We start from the raw sequence: 14,760 nt of genomic DNA, 5'->3' as shown, positions 1-14,760 counted from the left end.
TTTATTTCACCCTTTCAATATTTGCTCCTAAACCTCGTAGTTTTTCTTCAATATTGTCATAACCTCTATCAATGTGGTAAATGCGGTCAACGATTGTTGAACCTTCTGCAATACAACCAGCCAACACTAAACTTGCTGATGCTCGTAAATCTGTCGCCATTACTTGTGTACCACTGAGTTTTTCTACGCCATGAGTAATTAGTGTATTACCTTCAATTTCTGCTCTAGCACCCATACGGATTAATTCTGGCACATGCATAAATCGATTTTCAAAAATCGTTTCTTTAATAATTCCAGTACCTTCAGCAACCATATTTAATAATGAAAATTGTGCTTGCATGTCTGTAGGAAAACCTGGATGTGGGGCTGTATGGATATTTACAGCTTTTGCTCGTTTATTTTGCATATCTAAACAAATCCAATCGTCACCGACTTCAATATGTGCACCAGCTTCTTTTAATTTTGATATGACAGCATCAAGCAGGTTTGGATCAGTTTTACGACAAGTAATTTTTCCTTTTGAAATAGCAGCAGCTACTAAAAAAGTTCCTGTTTCAATTCGATCTGAAACAATTTCATGCGTACCACCACCTAAACTTTCAACTCCTTCAATTTCAATGCGCATTGTTCCAGCACCGGTAATTTTAGCACCAAGCATATTTAAGAATTTAGCTGTATCAACAATTTCTGGCTCACATGCTGCATTTTCAATTATCGTTTTACCTTCGGCTAAAGTTGCAGCAGACATAATCGTCACTGTAGCGCCAACACTCACTTTATCCATAACAATATGAGCGCCTTTTAATCGACCATCTACAGTAGCTTTAACATATCCTTCATCCAAAATAATTTTTGCACCTAATTGCTGAAGCCCAGTAATATGAAGATCAACAGGTCTTGCACCAATCGCACAACCGCCAGGTAATGAAACCTGTCCTTGACCAAAACGAGCAACCAATGGTCCCAACGCCCAAATGGAAGCTCGCATAGTTTTTACTAATTCATAAGGTGCGCAATAATTATTAAGATGAGCCGCATTAAGCTGGACAGAACCATTGCGTTGACATTTCACACCTAACTGACTTAATAGTTCCAGTGTAGTATCAATATCTTTTAACTTAGGTACATTTTTTAGCTCTACAGGTTTTTCTGCTAAAATAGCAGCAAATAAAATAGGCAAAGCAGCGTTTTTAGCGCCTGAAATAATAACTTCACCGTTTAAAGAAGTTGGACCTTTAAGGAGAAACTTTTCCATTATTAAACTCTAATAAATAATAAATTAGTCAATATTATAAAAGTTATTTATTAATATATAAATCAATTTAATAAAAATATATTTAATTCATTAAAAGAGCTAAGATAAATTTCATCCATTATTATTCGATAATATTGTCGATTTTTATGTAATTTTATAAATTACTTCAAATCAATGATTGACTCAATTTAGATAGCACCTTATATTGAAAATGCGTTAATTATTAATACGGTCGATTACGAGAAAAATTATAACTCCTAATATTCTTTTCAAAATAATTAAGAGATAAAACATGTTCGATTCACTTGCCAAAGCAGGAAAATATCTCGGTCAAGCTGCTAAGCTTATGGTCGGTATCCCTGATTACGATAATTATGTTCAACACATGAAACTAACCCATCCTGAACAAACACCTATGACTTATGAGGAATTTTTTAAAGAACGACAAGATGCACGTTATGGTGGTAAAGGTGGATTTAAATGTTGCTAAAATTTAGAGATAACAAATGACAAACCCAATTATTTTGCAACCACTACCTGTCACTTTACTAACAGGATTTCTCGGTTCAGGTAAAACTACATTAATTAATCATTTATTAGAAAATAATCGTAACGAAAAAATAATCATTATTGAAAATGAATTTGGTCAAATAAATCTTGATAGTGATTTATTAAATGCCCATTGCGATATTCAAATTGTTGAGATGACCAATGGTTGCATCTGCTGCACCGTACAAGGTGAACTTACCGATGCGCTTCATAAATTACATGCTCAGCGCATAGCTGGTGAATTAACATTCGATCGTCTTATTATCGAAACTACAGGACTTGCCGATCCTGCACCAATTATTCAAACATTTTTTATTGACGATTTGATTCGTGAAACGATTAAACTTGATGCTATTATTACTTTAGTTGATGCTCAACATATTTTACAACACTTAGATGAACATAGAGTAGCACTTTCACAGATTGGATTTGCTGATCGAATTATTATTACTAAAACTGACTGTGTAAGTGAACAGCAAAAAAATGAGATTATTAGTAGAATTAATAAAATTAATAATAAAGCTGCAATCATTGTAGCGATAAATGGACAAATACCAAAATCACAATGGATTGACATTCATTCATTCGATTTAAATGACGATTTAATCATTAATAAAGGTTTTTTTGTTGTCAATCCATTAAAAAAAATTGAAACTAATTTTAAAATTCTTCCATTACAAAATCACACTCAATCATGGAAAGATGATATTTGCTCCTATCTTTTTGAAGCTGGTGAGCTTGATTTGAAAAAGATAGGCTCATTTATGGAAAACTTAATTGAGCAATATGGTAATGACATGTTACGGTATAAAGGTATATTAGCGATTAAAGATAACCCACAACGTTTGATTGTTCAAGGAGTGCATAAAGTTGTTGGTTTCGATTATGGTTCTTCATGGCAAGATCCTTCTGAAAAAATATCTCGATTAGTCGTAATTAGTCGTATTTTGCCATTTGATGATTTGAATCACGAATTTTTAAAAACTATTGCTAAATAAAAATTAGAACATGTTTAACACAATAAAAAAATAATTTCTATTTTATTGGTGATTTGACCATCTATTTTTATACTCAAACGTATAGTTAACCTGAAAGATCTTTACAAAAATCTAAATTAACAAGAGTATAACCATAATAGTCACTTTTTATTTTATATATGATAATATGACAAGCTTTTTTAAATTTATTGAGTAAGTAATATAATAATATGGATTACGATATTGCAATCATTGGCTTAGGCCCTGCAGGTAGTACGTTAGCACGTTTACTTAACCCATCTTTTAAGATTATTGCTTTAGATAAAAAATATCAAACTGGCGATAAAGGCTTTCATAAACCTTGTGGAGGATTATTGGCAAATGATGCTCAAAAATCATTCATTAGACAAAAATTAAATATTCCAACTGATATTTTAACCAATCCACAAATTTTCAGTGTTAAAACTATAGATTTACAAACTAAATTAGTCCGTAACTATCAACGTAGCTATATTAGTTTTGATAGACATAAGTTTGATCTATGGCTAAAGTCACTTATTCCTACCACAGTTACAATTTTACATAACACTCTGTGTAAAGAAGTAAGGAGAATCATTGATGGTTATCAAATTACTTATGTCGATGAAAATCAAATAGAACATAATGTTACTGCTCAATATGTAATTGGGGCTGATGGTGCAAATTCAGTTGTTAGACGAATGCGTTATCCAAATCATTCCATCAGACAATATGTAGCAATTCAACAATGGTTTACAGAAAAACATTCAAATCCTTTTTATTCTTGTATTTTTGATAACCAATTAACCAATTGCTATGCTTGGAGTATGTCTAAAGATGGTTATTTTATACTTGGCGGAGCATTTCCTAAAAAAAATGCCAATAAACATTTTGAACAATTAAAACATAAAATAACTCAACAAGGTTTTATCTTTGGCGAATCGGTGAAAGTTGAAAAATGTTTAGTTATCTATCCTAATCGTTTCCGTGACTTTTATACTGGCAATGAAAATATATTTTTAATAGGTGAAGCAGCAGGATTTATAAGTGCAAGTTCATTAGAAGGAATCAGTTACGCTCTTGACAGCGCTGAGATTTTAAGCAAAATATTAAACAATGGTCAATCGAAACCAAATAAGCGATATTATCAAAAAACAATACCATTACGTCTTAAACTATATAGCAAAATTATTAAAGCCAAAATATTAACTACTCCAATTTGGCGAAAAATTATTATGAAAAGTAAGATCCAACATATAAAAACGAATTAATTAGTATAGAATTTATACCAGTTAAATAACTCAATAATAATAAATATATAATACAAGGAATAGTTACAATGTTTAATGTTAACGATTTAATCCGTTTTAATCACGAATGGTCAGAAAAAATAGAGCAAGAAGATCCCGAATTTTTTAAACAACTTGCCATTGCACAAAATCCAAAATTTTTATGGATTGGTTGTTCAGATAGCCGAGTTCCAGCTGAAAGATTAATTAAGCTGAAACCCGGTGAATTGTTTGTTCATCGAAATGTCGGTAATTTGGTTATTCATACAGATCTAAATTGTCTATCTGTTGTGCAATATGCCGTTGATGTGCTAAAAATAGAAGATATTATAGTATGTGGACATTTAGGATGTGGTGGAATAAGAGCTGCGGTTGAAAATCCCGACATAGGATTAATTAACAACTGGTTGCTGCATATTCGTGATTTATGGTTTCGTAATAGTTCTCTTATTGGTGAGTTTCCACCAGATATCAGATTAGATATTTTGTGTGAGCTTAATGTTATTGAACAAGTTTATAATTTAGGCCATTCAACGATTATTCAATCAGCATGGCAACGCGGTCAAAGAGCGAATTTACATGGCTGGGTTTATGGTATCGATAATGGCAAAATTACTGATTTACATATCACATCATCTAGTCGTGAAAATCTCGAAATTAATTATCGAGAAGCAATTTCCTATCTTTTAAATTTACATAAATTACAACAATAATTTTAAAGCTTTACTTAAAACGGTAAATGATTTGATTGCTACTTCCTCGCCATAACAGTCGAGGATCAGCAAGTTCTCGGACAAATTTACCATCAATTAGCACATCAATATAAGATACAACTTCTTGTTGATCAGTACTTAATTCACCAAGTTTATATCCAGTCCATAGCCAAATATCTTTATTATCACATTCAGATTTAACACGTTTAACAAGTTTTAATATTGCTGGAACATTTTTTGGATGTAAAGGATCACCACCAGAAAGCGATAATCCTTGACGTTTTATTTCTGTATCTTGTAAATCTTTAATGATTTGATCTTCAAGTGATTGTGTAAACGGCGAACCTGAATTAACTCCCCATGTACTTTTGTTATAACAACCCGGACATTGATGTTCACAGCCAGCAACAAAAAGTACACAACGGGTTCCTTCGCCATTTACAACATCAACAGGATAATAGCGATGATAATTCATATTTTTTAAAACAATGATTAACCAATTTGACCATTATTTAAATGTTTAACTCGACGTTTGACTTCTTCTTGTTTTCCAGCATTAAATGGACGGGCATCAGGACTACCTAAGTAACCACAAACACGACGAGTCACTGAGACTTTAGATGAATCATGATTACCACAGCTTGGGCAAACAAAGCCTTTACTGGTACAAGAAAATTCACCCGTATAACCACATTCATAACACTCATCAATTGGTGTATTAGTACCATAGTAAGGTACTCGGCTATAGCTATAGTCCCAAACATCTTCTAATGCTTTAATATTATTTATCATATTAGGATATTCTCCATAACAGATAAATCCGCCACTTGCTACTGGTGGATAAGCTTTCTCAAACTCAATTTTTTCATATGGATTAACTTTTTTCTCAACATCAAGATGAAAACTGTTTGTATAATAACCTTTATCAGTGACACCAGAAATGATGCCAAACTCAGCAGTATCAAGTCTACAGAAACGATCACACAAATTTTCGCTTGGTGTACTGTACAAGCTAAAACCATAACCAGTCTCATCTTTCCATTGTTCTACAGCTTTACGTAAATGTTCAACAATGGCAATACCTTTTTGACGTAAAGTTTCATTATCAAATGGGTGAGTTTGATTACCATAAAGTGCATTTAGAGTTTCATGAATACCTATATAGCCTAATGAAATAGATGCACGACCATTTTTGAATATTTCAGACACGCTATCATCTTCTTTTAGTCGCACACCACAAGCGCCTTCCATATATAAAATAGGTGCTACACGGGCTTTAACCCCTTCTAAACGAGCAATACGTGTCATTAAGGCTTTTTTACATAGAGCTAAACGTTTATCTAAAATTTTCCAAAACTGCGATTCATCGCCATGTGCTTCAATTGCAATACGTGGAAGATTTAAACTAATTACGCCTAAATTATTACGACCGTCATGAATTTTATGACCATCTTCTTCATAAACGCCTAAAAAACTTCGACATCCCATTGGTGTTTTGAATGAACCAGTGACTTCAACGACTTTATCGTAATTTAATATATCTGGGTACATACGTTTGCTTGCGCACTCTAATGCAAGTTGCTTAATATCATAATTTACATCGTTTGGTTTATGATTAATTCCATCTTTAATTGCAAAAACTAATTTTGGAAAAACAGCCGTTTTATGATTTTTACCTAAACCTTTTATACGAACTTTAAGAATTGACTCTTGAATTAAGCGTGACTCCCAGCTTGTCCCTAGACCAAAGCCAAAAGTAACAAATGGAGTTTGACCATTAGCAGTATGTAAAGTATTGACCTCATATTCTAAAGATTGAAAAGCATCATAACACTCTTTTTGAGTACGACTCTCAGCATAAGCTTCTGGATTTGAAATATTCCATTCTTCTGCTACTTGTTTATGTTTTTGATAACTGATAGTGACAAATTTAGCTAAAATTTCATCAATACGATTTATAGTTGTTCCACCATAAATATGACTAGCAACTTGAGCAATAATTTGCGCTGTTACTGCCGTAGCCGTCGCAATTGATTTTGGAGGTTCAATTTCAGCATTCCCCATTTTGAAGCCATTTGTTAACATACCATCTAAATCGATTAGCATACAGTTAAACATTGGAAAAAATGGTGCATAGTCGAGATCATGATAATGAATTTCACCACAATCATGGGCTCGTGAAATTTCTTTAGGTAATAGATATTGTTTAGCGTAATGCTTTGCCACAATCCCCGCAAGCAAGTCTCGTTGTGTAGGAATAACTTTACTATCTTTATTAGCATTTTCATTTAAGATTGCAACATTACTTTGTTCAATTAAACCACGAATATCCTGAGTTAATCGACTACGTTGTTCACGTTCTCGATCGCGATCATGTCTATACTCAATATAGGTTCTTGCTAACTTTTTATAAGGGCCTGACATAAGCTGATTTTCAACTGCGTTTTGAATTTCGTTAATATCGACACTCTCACGCTCAGCCATTTGATTAGTAATCTCTTGGGCAACAGCAGCACAATAATCTGGATCATTAACATTAGCAGCAACTGCTGCTTTAACGATAGCATCTCTGATTCGACCTTCATTAAATGCGGTCTGGCAACCATCACGTTTAATTACTACAGGCATATATACTCCTCAACATTCATTAATAAATAGTAGTTAGCATAGGATTTATATCAATATTAATACTCATGTTCATTGTAATGATTAAAACAATTGATTTTTTTATTAGAATATTAGACTTTATTTGATATAGACCGGAATTTTCACATTGCTTAGATGATACTACATATAGTAAATATAATTGAATTATACACCATATATTGTGTTTTTCCAGATTTTTTAGTAAATAAAATTGCTTGACAAAGCAAAGATCAAGTACTACAAGCCTTTTTATAGGTAGCTTAAAAAATTCGAATGAATTTATTGGATGATAAGAAAACAATTATTATAAGAGTGTAAGGCAATCTTACACTCTTATAACAAAAATTATTGCTTAAATTAAAAATAATTATGATTCAATGTTTAACCAATCAGTATGGAAAACACCCTCTTTATCGATACGTTGATAAGTATGAGCACCAAAATAATCTCGCTGTGCTTGAATTAAATTAGCTGGTAATACAGCAGAACGATAACTATCATAATAGGCTATAGCTGCTGAAAGCGTTGGCACAGCAATACCTTGTTGGATAGCTAACGAGATTACATCACGCAATGACTGTTGATAAACTTCGACAGTTTGATTGAAATAAGGTGCTAATAACAAATTATCAATCTCATTATTATCTGCATAGGCATCTGTAATTTTTTGCAAGAATTGTGCACGAATAATACATCCAGCCCTAAAGATTTTGGCTATTTCTCCATAATTTAAATTCCATTGATATTTATGAGAAGCAGCTTTTAACTGTGCAAACCCTTGTGCATAAGAGATAATTTTACCCATATACAATGCTTTACGCACTTTTTCAATCAACTCTTTCTTGTCACCAGCATAAGGATTTTGTTTAGGCCCTTTTAATACTTTTGATGCAGCCACACGTTGATCTTTAATTGCAGAAAGATAACGAGCAAACACCGATTCAGTTATCAATGATAAAGGTTCGCCAAGATCTAAAGCACTTTGACTCGTCCATTTACCGGTACCTTTATTACCAGCGGCATCTAAAATCACATCAACAAGATATTTGCCATCTTCATCTTTAAATTTAAAAATATCAGCCGTAATCTCAATTAAATAGCTATTTAATTCACCCTTATTCCAGTCAGAAAAAACATTAGCTAATTCATCATTAGTTAGACCTACAACATGTTTTAAAACTGAATAACTTTCAGCTATAAGCTGCATATCACCATATTCAATACCATTATGCGCCATTTTAACATAATGACCTGCACCATTTGGACCAATATAAGCAACACATGGTTCACCATTAGCTTTAGCGGCTATTTTTTCTAATATGGGCGCAACTAATGCATATGCTTCTTTTTGACCCCCAGGCATAATTGAAGGACCTTTTAACGCACCTTCTTCACCACCAGAAACACCGGCCCCAATAAAGTTAAAACCTTCATCGGAAAGCATTTTATTTCGGCGAATGGTATCTTCAAAATACGCATTTCCGCCATCAATAATAATATCACCTTTATCTAATAGTGGACGTAACTCATTAATAACGGCATCTGTTCCTTTACCTGCTTGAACCATAATAAGGATACGGCGAGGTTTTTCTAATGAATTTACAAAATCTTCAATAGTGAAGTAAGGAACCAATTGCTTATCAGAATGCTCCGCCATTACTTGTTCTGTTTTATCTTTAGAACGATTATAGATAGCAACAGAAAATCCACGACTTTCAATATTGAGAGCAAGATTGCGCCCCATAACTGCCATTCCAATAACACCGATTTGTTGTTTAGACATGATTTGGCTCCTATATTAAATCTATATATAACCTTAAACACTAAGGCTTTTTAACAATACCTAAAACTTATTTAAGTTTTATAAATTACGCTATATTTTTCCACAAAAAAACCGTATCAGATATAATACGGCTTTTTTAGCAACTTTAATGATATTTAGTACTCATTACGCAAATCATGAACGCTTCATCATTTCAAAAAACTCATCATTCGTTTTAGTCATGGCAAGTTTATCAATTAAAAATTCCATCGCGTCGATTTCACCCATTGGGTTAAGAATTTTGCGCAAAATCCACATTTTCTGTAATTCATCTGGTGAAGTCATTAAATCTTCTTTACGTGTACCAGAACGATTAAAGTCAATTGCAGGGAATACACGTCGCTCTGCAATTTTACGAGATAAATGTACCTCCATATTACCAGTACCTTTAAACTCTTCGTAAATAACTTCATCCATTTTTGAACCAGTATCAATCAGTGCAGTTGCAATAATAGTTAAACTACCACCTTCTTCTACATTACGCGCAGCACCAAAAAAACGTTTTGGTCGATGTAATGCATTTGCATCTACACCACCAGTTAATACTTTACCTGATGATGGAACAACCGTATTATAGGCTCGAGCTAGGCGGGTAATCGAATCGAGCAAAATAATGACATCTTTTTTATGTTCTACTAAACGTTTAGCCCGTTCAATAACCATTTCAGCAACCTGAACATGCCTTGCAGCAGGCTCATCAAAAGTTGATGCAACTACTTCACCTTTTACTAAACGTTGCATTTCAGTGACTTCTTCTGGACGTTCATCAATCATCAATACCACAAGTTCACACTCAGGATGGTTTACAGCCAAACTTTGTGCAATATTTTGCAGAAGCATGGTTTTACCAGCTTTTGGAGGTGCGACAATCAAACCACGTTGACCTTTACCAATCGGTGAAGCTAAATCAAGTACTCTAGCAGTAATATCTTCAGTAGAACCATTACCGCGTTCCATACGTAATCGAGAGTTTGGATGAAGTGGGGTTAAGTTTTCAAAGAGGATTTTATTGCGAGCATCTTCAGGTTTATCATGATTAACTTCGTTAACTTTAAGTAAAGCAAAATAACGTTCGCCTTCTTTTGGTGGTCTGATTTTACCAGCAATTGTATCACCTGTTCTTAAATTAAATCGCCTAATTTGGCTTGGTGATACATAAATATCGTCAGGTCCAGCTAAATATGAACTATCGGCAGAACGTAAGAAACCAAACCCATCTTGCAAAATTTCAAGTACGCCATCGCCAAAAATATCTTCACCACTTTTAGCATGCTGCTTTAAAATTGCAAAAATAATGTCTTGTTTTCTAAGACGAGCAAGATTTTCAAGACCCATTGTTTTTTCGCCAAGCGTTACAAGCTCGGAGACAGAAGTGTTTTTTAATTCAGTTAAATTCATAATTTTAAAAATTCTTGAGGATAAAATTGATATGTTTGCAATTACCGCTATTTTTTGTATATTTTTTTAATTTACTTATAAAAACCTCTTTCTGGCAATAAACAAACGTAATCAATTATTAATTTCTTATGATAATATACGTTTAGATATAAACTATTTACCCACTTAATCAATAAAAACAATGGATTGCAGAAAGGAGTTCTTGTAAGAGGTTAGCAATGTACACTAAAAAAGGTACTATGTCTATACTTAATTATAGTTTATGTATAGAGATATATTTATTTAAAATAAAAAATAAGAGTAATTTTCATTACTCTTATTTTTTGTAATAACTATTTAACACAATTAAAGTTGCTCATCAATAAAGCTTTTAAGCTGTGCTTTAGATAAGGCTCCCACTTGCGTTGCAACAACTTTACCATGTTTGAAAATCAATAGTGTAGGGATTCCACGTATATTAAATTTAGGGGCTATATTAGGATTTTCCTCAATATTTACTTTAGCAAAAAGCACTTTATTAGCGTATTCTTGTGCAACTTCTTCTAAAATTGGCGCAATCATTTTACAAGGTCCACACCATTCAGCCCAGAAATCAATCAATACTGGTTTTTCAGCATCATTGATTTGTTTGTCAAATGTCGCCTCAGAAAGTGAAACAATATTATTACTCATTTGTTTATCCCCCAATAAATATTTATATTTATAATATTAATAAATTTTCTGTTTTTCCACTAGTAATTAGTATAATAGGACATAATTATTAGTGATGTCTGTATGACTAATATGCTATAATTCTCAAATATTGATAATTACATTTGAAACCACAATGATTCCATCTTATCTTACCAAAACAACTTTTAGTCAATTTCCATTACATCCTCTAGTGATAAAAGCACTTGATAAGAAAGGCTTTACTTATTGTACGCCAATTCAAGAACAAACATTACCGTTAACAACAAATGGAGTTGATATAGCTGGGCAAGGACAGACAGGAACAGGTAAAACCATTGCTTTTTTGGCCTCAACGTTTAATCATTTATTAAATCATGAGCCGTTACCAGATCATAAAGCAAACCAACCTAGGGCGATCATTATAGCCCCAACTCGTGAGCTTGTGGTACAAATTTATCACGATGCAGAAGTATTATCTGAAGAAACAGGTCTTAAATTAGGTTTAGCTTTTGGCGGTGACGGCTATGATAAACAATTAAAAATGTTATCAGCTGGCGTAGATATTTTAATTGCTACCACAGGGCGATTAATCGACTATGCCAAACAAAATTATATAAATTTAGAAGCAATTCAGGTTGCCGTTTTGGATGAAGCCGATCGTATGTTTGACTTAGGGTTTATACGTGATGTCCGCTGGATTTTTAAACATATGTCTCCTCCTTCAAAACGATTGACCATGTTATTTTCAGCAACATTAACACATAATGTACGTGAATTAGCTTTTGAGCATATGAATAATCCACAATATGTTGAGGTTGAGCCTGAGCAAAAAATTGGTCACCGTATCAAAGAAGAGCTATTTTTTCCATCCAATGAAGATAAACTTGCACTGCTACAAACACTTATTGAAGAAGAATGGCCCGATCGCTGTATCGTATTTGCTAACACTAAAGTGGCCTGTGAAAAAATATGGCGACATTTAATTGCAGATGGTCATCGTGTAGGGCTATTAACCGGCGATATTGCTCAGAAAAAACGTTTGTCAATTTTAGAACAGTTTACTCGTGGCGATCTAGATATTTTAGTCGCAACGGATGTTGCCGCACGTGGTTTACATATTCCTGATGTTACACATGTTTTTAATTATGATCTGCCGGATGATTGTGATGACTATCGTCATAGAATTGGAAGAACAGGACGTGCAGGGGCTGAAGGTTACTCAATTTCACTTGCTTGTGAACGTTATTCTCAAAATTTACCGGCAATTGAAAAAGCAATTGATCATACTATTCCCGTTAGCCAATATGATCCATCTGCATTATTAGTTGATTTACCCATGCCAAAAACTTTCAAACGTGCACCTCGTAGAAGATCATCTACATAATACAATAATATAGAATTTACTTATATTATTATAATCAAATACAGTTATCTTAAAATATTAACCATAATTAAGATAACTGTTAGCAAAATAAATTAATTAAAAATTAAATAATTAATTTTCTTTTTTGTCTTTTAAAAAATCTTCATATGCTAATTCAATCTGTTTTTTAGTTGCTTTAGATAATGATGCAACATGACGATGATTCAATGAGCCATATAAAATAAATAAAACATTATTCGAAATACGAGAATTTTTATTTTTCATCCTGTAATATGCTTCTAAATATCCTACTTTATAAAATATTTCTATATTAGTAATACCAACACTAAATAGTAATTTTTCTAATGATAGTGTTATATTGGGGAGTGTTTTAATTCTATGCTTTTTTAACTTGATTTTCTCATCTTGTTCTAACTGAGCATATTTAATAACCATTTTAACCATGGAATGAAATGTTTGTGAATCCTCAAATAATTCATCACTTACCTTGTAATAATCTAACGATTTTGTCGAAATACCTGAAGGTAAAGTTAAAGTTGTCATTCCTAACTCGATAAAAACTGAACGATAATGAGAATGACCTCTTAAATAAAACTCCTGTTCGCCAATCCAACCGAACATTACTCCTCTGCTATTAATGCTAAATCCCCCAAAAAAGGTTTTGATTGAAATATCATCAAAGGAAGATAAATCCTTAAGGATTTTATTTGTAAATGTTGAACTCATAATTTATCTCTACTTAACTTAATTAATTGAATAACATAAATAACTTACTACTTAAATTAAGTTATAGTAAATAATTTAATAATCAAACTATTTTTTTTAATAAATTCATATTTTTGGGATCTATCTTCCATAAATAAACATAAATGAGATTAATACTTGATAAAATATATTTTTGTACTTCTAATATTTGTTTCTAATAAAAAACTAATTATAAATAAACAAATCTTAATAATTCTTTAAAAAGAAAAGATGCTTTAACATTGTTATTATGTTGTAAAAATTATACAATCAACGTACTAAGAATTATATGGTTTCAATATTGTCAATTCACATTAACATGATCAAAATTGCTGTTATTTTGTTTATTTTGTTTTGTTCATCTGCTGCAACTGCAGATAAACTTGCATTAATACAATCATTGACTCTTTGTAATCCTAATTTTTTCAAAGAAGTTTATGTTAACAAAAGTGAATTGCAAAAATATACAACTATCCGAACATTTGATAAGAATAAAGCTTATATTTCTGTCGAAAATCGTACAGATACCTATAAAAACTATACTTATTTCAAAATTCCTATGACTTATAAAAATTTAACAATTAAAGGCTATTACGATAGTGCCATGGATCTAGGAAAAATGGGAAAATATTATTTTTGGGGCTTTATTATTGACAATGACATTAACGAAATTAAAGATACATTGAATTTTATTGATTGGAAAAATATGGAAGACAATTTGCTTTATATTGCTAATCCAATGATTCGTAATATCAATGATGAAATACATGTATGGAATGAAAATACCGGTACCGTAGTTGGTGTAAAAACCATTCCTGCACCGGATACAACTGAAAAGCTATTATTACTTGAAAAAGGGGCAAATATGAATCTGTTAATTTGTTCAATTCAAGGTATTGTCACTGTAGAATTACTTAAACAAGAACGCCCTGATATCAAATAAATTTAACTAAATTGCCGAGTCATCCATTTCTCCAGTACGAATACGAATAACTTGCTCGACATTATAAACAAAAATCTTCCCATCACCGATTTTGCCAGTTTGAGCAGTTTTCATAATGGTTTCGATACACGTTTCTAAAATATCGTCAGAAACTACAAGCTCAATTTTTACTTTTGGTAAAAAATCTACCATATATTCAGCGCCACGATAAAGTTCTGTATGCCCTTTTTGACGACCAAAACCCTTCACTTCAGTAACGGTCATACCCGTTATACCTTGATCGGCTAACGCTTCTCGAATATCATCTAATTTGAATGGTTTGATAATAGCTTCAATTTTTTTCATACTTA

Annotated in this window: 14 protein-coding genes; 6 read left to right on the top strand and 8 right to left on the bottom strand. The window is 32.3% G+C overall.

All coding sequences use genetic code 11. The features are described from left to right. Position 1 precedes the first annotated feature (1 nt). Positions 2 to 1,255, bottom strand: a complete 1,254-nt coding sequence (murA, locus tag A9G17_RS08620) for a UDP-N-acetylglucosamine 1-carboxyvinyltransferase (RefSeq protein ID WP_065738352.1) — start codon at positions 1,253 to 1,255, stop codon at positions 2 to 4. A 292-nt stretch (positions 1,256 to 1,547) separates the two neighbouring features. Between murA and A9G17_RS08615 the strand changes: the two genes are divergently transcribed. The 4 genes from A9G17_RS08615 (at position 1,548) to can (ending at position 4,801) form a co-directional block, all read left to right on the top strand. Next, positions 1,548 to 1,745 (top strand): YbdD/YjiX family protein, encoded by a 198-nt coding sequence (locus A9G17_RS08615; protein ID WP_025314505.1) that lies wholly within the window; start codon positions 1,548 to 1,550, stop codon positions 1,743 to 1,745. Positions 1,746 to 1,761: 16 nt separating this feature from the next. Continuing rightward, positions 1,762 to 2,802 (top strand): CobW family GTP-binding protein, encoded by a 1,041-nt coding sequence (locus tag A9G17_RS08610; RefSeq protein WP_065738351.1) that lies wholly within the window; start codon positions 1,762 to 1,764, stop codon positions 2,800 to 2,802. Between the two features lie 209 nt (positions 2,803 to 3,011). Next, the gene (locus tag A9G17_RS08605) at positions 3,012 to 4,070 is read left to right on the top strand and encodes an FAD-binding protein (protein ID WP_065738350.1); all 1,059 of its coding nucleotides are present in this window, start codon (positions 3,012 to 3,014) and stop codon (positions 4,068 to 4,070) included. Between the two features lie 68 nt (positions 4,071 to 4,138). Further along, positions 4,139 to 4,801: a carbonate dehydratase gene (can, locus tag A9G17_RS08600; protein WP_065738349.1), complete on the top strand. Its 663-nt coding sequence runs from the start codon at positions 4,139 to 4,141 to the stop codon at positions 4,799 to 4,801. A 10-nt stretch (positions 4,802 to 4,811) separates the two neighbouring features. On the opposite strand, the gene nrdG is transcribed toward can, so the two are convergent. From nrdG to trxA, 5 genes are all read right to left on the bottom strand, one after another. After that, positions 4,812 to 5,276: an anaerobic ribonucleoside-triphosphate reductase-activating protein gene (nrdG, locus tag A9G17_RS08595; RefSeq protein WP_065738348.1), complete on the bottom strand. Its 465-nt coding sequence runs from the start codon at positions 5,274 to 5,276 to the stop codon at positions 4,812 to 4,814. A 17-nt stretch (positions 5,277 to 5,293) separates the two neighbouring features. Beyond that, the gene (nrdD, locus tag A9G17_RS08590; RefSeq protein ID WP_065738347.1) at positions 5,294 to 7,429 is read right to left on the bottom strand and encodes an anaerobic ribonucleoside-triphosphate reductase; all 2,136 of its coding nucleotides are present in this window, start codon (positions 7,427 to 7,429) and stop codon (positions 5,294 to 5,296) included. 385 nt (positions 7,430 to 7,814) lie between these two features. After that, a complete protein-coding gene (gndA, locus tag A9G17_RS08585) occupies positions 7,815 to 9,230 on the bottom strand; it encodes an NADP-dependent phosphogluconate dehydrogenase (protein ID WP_065738346.1) in 1,416 nt (471 codons plus the stop codon). Between the two features lie 174 nt (positions 9,231 to 9,404). After that, positions 9,405 to 10,667, bottom strand: a complete 1,263-nt coding sequence (rho, locus tag A9G17_RS08580) for a transcription termination factor Rho (RefSeq protein ID WP_065565045.1) — start codon at positions 10,665 to 10,667, stop codon at positions 9,405 to 9,407. Between the two features lie 345 nt (positions 10,668 to 11,012). Next, entirely contained in the window at positions 11,013 to 11,339 is a 327-nt protein-coding gene (gene trxA, locus A9G17_RS08575; RefSeq protein WP_065738345.1) for a thioredoxin TrxA, read from the bottom strand. A 154-nt stretch (positions 11,340 to 11,493) separates the two neighbouring features. Here trxA and rhlB point away from each other — a divergent pair, with 154 nt between their 5' ends. Beyond that, positions 11,494 to 12,723 (top strand): ATP-dependent RNA helicase RhlB, encoded by a 1,230-nt coding sequence (gene rhlB / locus A9G17_RS08570; RefSeq protein WP_065738344.1) that lies wholly within the window; start codon positions 11,494 to 11,496, stop codon positions 12,721 to 12,723. A gap of 111 nt (positions 12,724 to 12,834) precedes the next feature. Here the strand turns inward: rhlB and A9G17_RS08565 are convergent, their stop codons facing one another. Next, a complete protein-coding gene (locus tag A9G17_RS08565; protein WP_065738343.1) occupies positions 12,835 to 13,449 on the bottom strand; it encodes a TfoX/Sxy family protein in 615 nt (204 codons plus the stop codon). Positions 13,450 to 13,768: 319 nt separating this feature from the next. Here A9G17_RS08565 and A9G17_RS08560 point away from each other — a divergent pair, with 319 nt between their 5' ends. Then, a complete protein-coding gene (locus A9G17_RS08560; protein ID WP_141677576.1) occupies positions 13,769 to 14,410 on the top strand; it encodes a hypothetical protein in 642 nt (213 codons plus the stop codon). Positions 14,411 to 14,416: 6 nt separating this feature from the next. Here A9G17_RS08560 and glnB read toward each other — a convergent pair whose 3' ends face one another. Continuing rightward, positions 14,417 to 14,755, bottom strand: coding sequence for a nitrogen regulatory protein P-II (gene glnB, locus A9G17_RS08555; protein WP_039126013.1), 339 nt, complete (start codon positions 14,753 to 14,755; stop codon positions 14,417 to 14,419). Positions 14,756 to 14,760 lie beyond the last annotated feature (5 nt).

Source organism: Gilliamella sp. wkB7 (genome assembly GCF_001693435.1).
Taxonomy (GTDB): Bacteria; Pseudomonadota; Gammaproteobacteria; order Enterobacterales; family Orbaceae; genus Gilliamella; species Gilliamella apicola_N.
This window is presented reverse-complemented; position numbering and strand designations above follow the sequence as displayed.

Bases quoted from the DNA above. Each gene is read 5' to 3' on its own strand.
- murA (WP_065738352.1), bottom strand. From the start codon at position 1,255: ATGGAAAAGTTTCTCCTTAAAGGTCCAACTTCTTTAAACGGTGAAGTT.
- A9G17_RS08615 (WP_025314505.1), top strand. From the start codon at position 1,548: ATGTTCGATTCACTTGCCAAAGCAGGAAAATATCTCGGTCAAGCTGCT.
- A9G17_RS08610 (WP_065738351.1), top strand. From the start codon at position 1,762: ATGACAAACCCAATTATTTTGCAACCACTACCTGTCACTTTACTAACA.
- A9G17_RS08605 (WP_065738350.1), top strand. From the start codon at position 3,012: ATGGATTACGATATTGCAATCATTGGCTTAGGCCCTGCAGGTAGTACG.
- can (WP_065738349.1), top strand. From the start codon at position 4,139: ATGTTTAATGTTAACGATTTAATCCGTTTTAATCACGAATGGTCAGAA.
- nrdG (WP_065738348.1), bottom strand. From the start codon at position 5,276: ATGAATTATCATCGCTATTATCCTGTTGATGTTGTAAATGGCGAAGGA.
- nrdD (WP_065738347.1), bottom strand. From the start codon at position 7,429: ATGCCTGTAGTAATTAAACGTGATGGTTGCCAGACCGCATTTAATGAA.
- gndA (WP_065738346.1), bottom strand. From the start codon at position 9,230: ATGTCTAAACAACAAATCGGTGTTATTGGAATGGCAGTTATGGGGCGC.
- rho (WP_065565045.1), bottom strand. From the start codon at position 10,667: ATGAATTTAACTGAATTAAAAAACACTTCTGTCTCCGAGCTTGTAACG.
- trxA (WP_065738345.1), bottom strand. From the start codon at position 11,339: ATGAGTAATAATATTGTTTCACTTTCTGAGGCGACATTTGACAAACAA.
- rhlB (WP_065738344.1), top strand. From the start codon at position 11,494: ATGATTCCATCTTATCTTACCAAAACAACTTTTAGTCAATTTCCATTA.
- A9G17_RS08565 (WP_065738343.1), bottom strand. From the start codon at position 13,449: ATGAGTTCAACATTTACAAATAAAATCCTTAAGGATTTATCTTCCTTT.
- glnB (WP_039126013.1), bottom strand. From the start codon at position 14,755: ATGAAAAAAATTGAAGCTATTATCAAACCATTCAAATTAGATGATATT.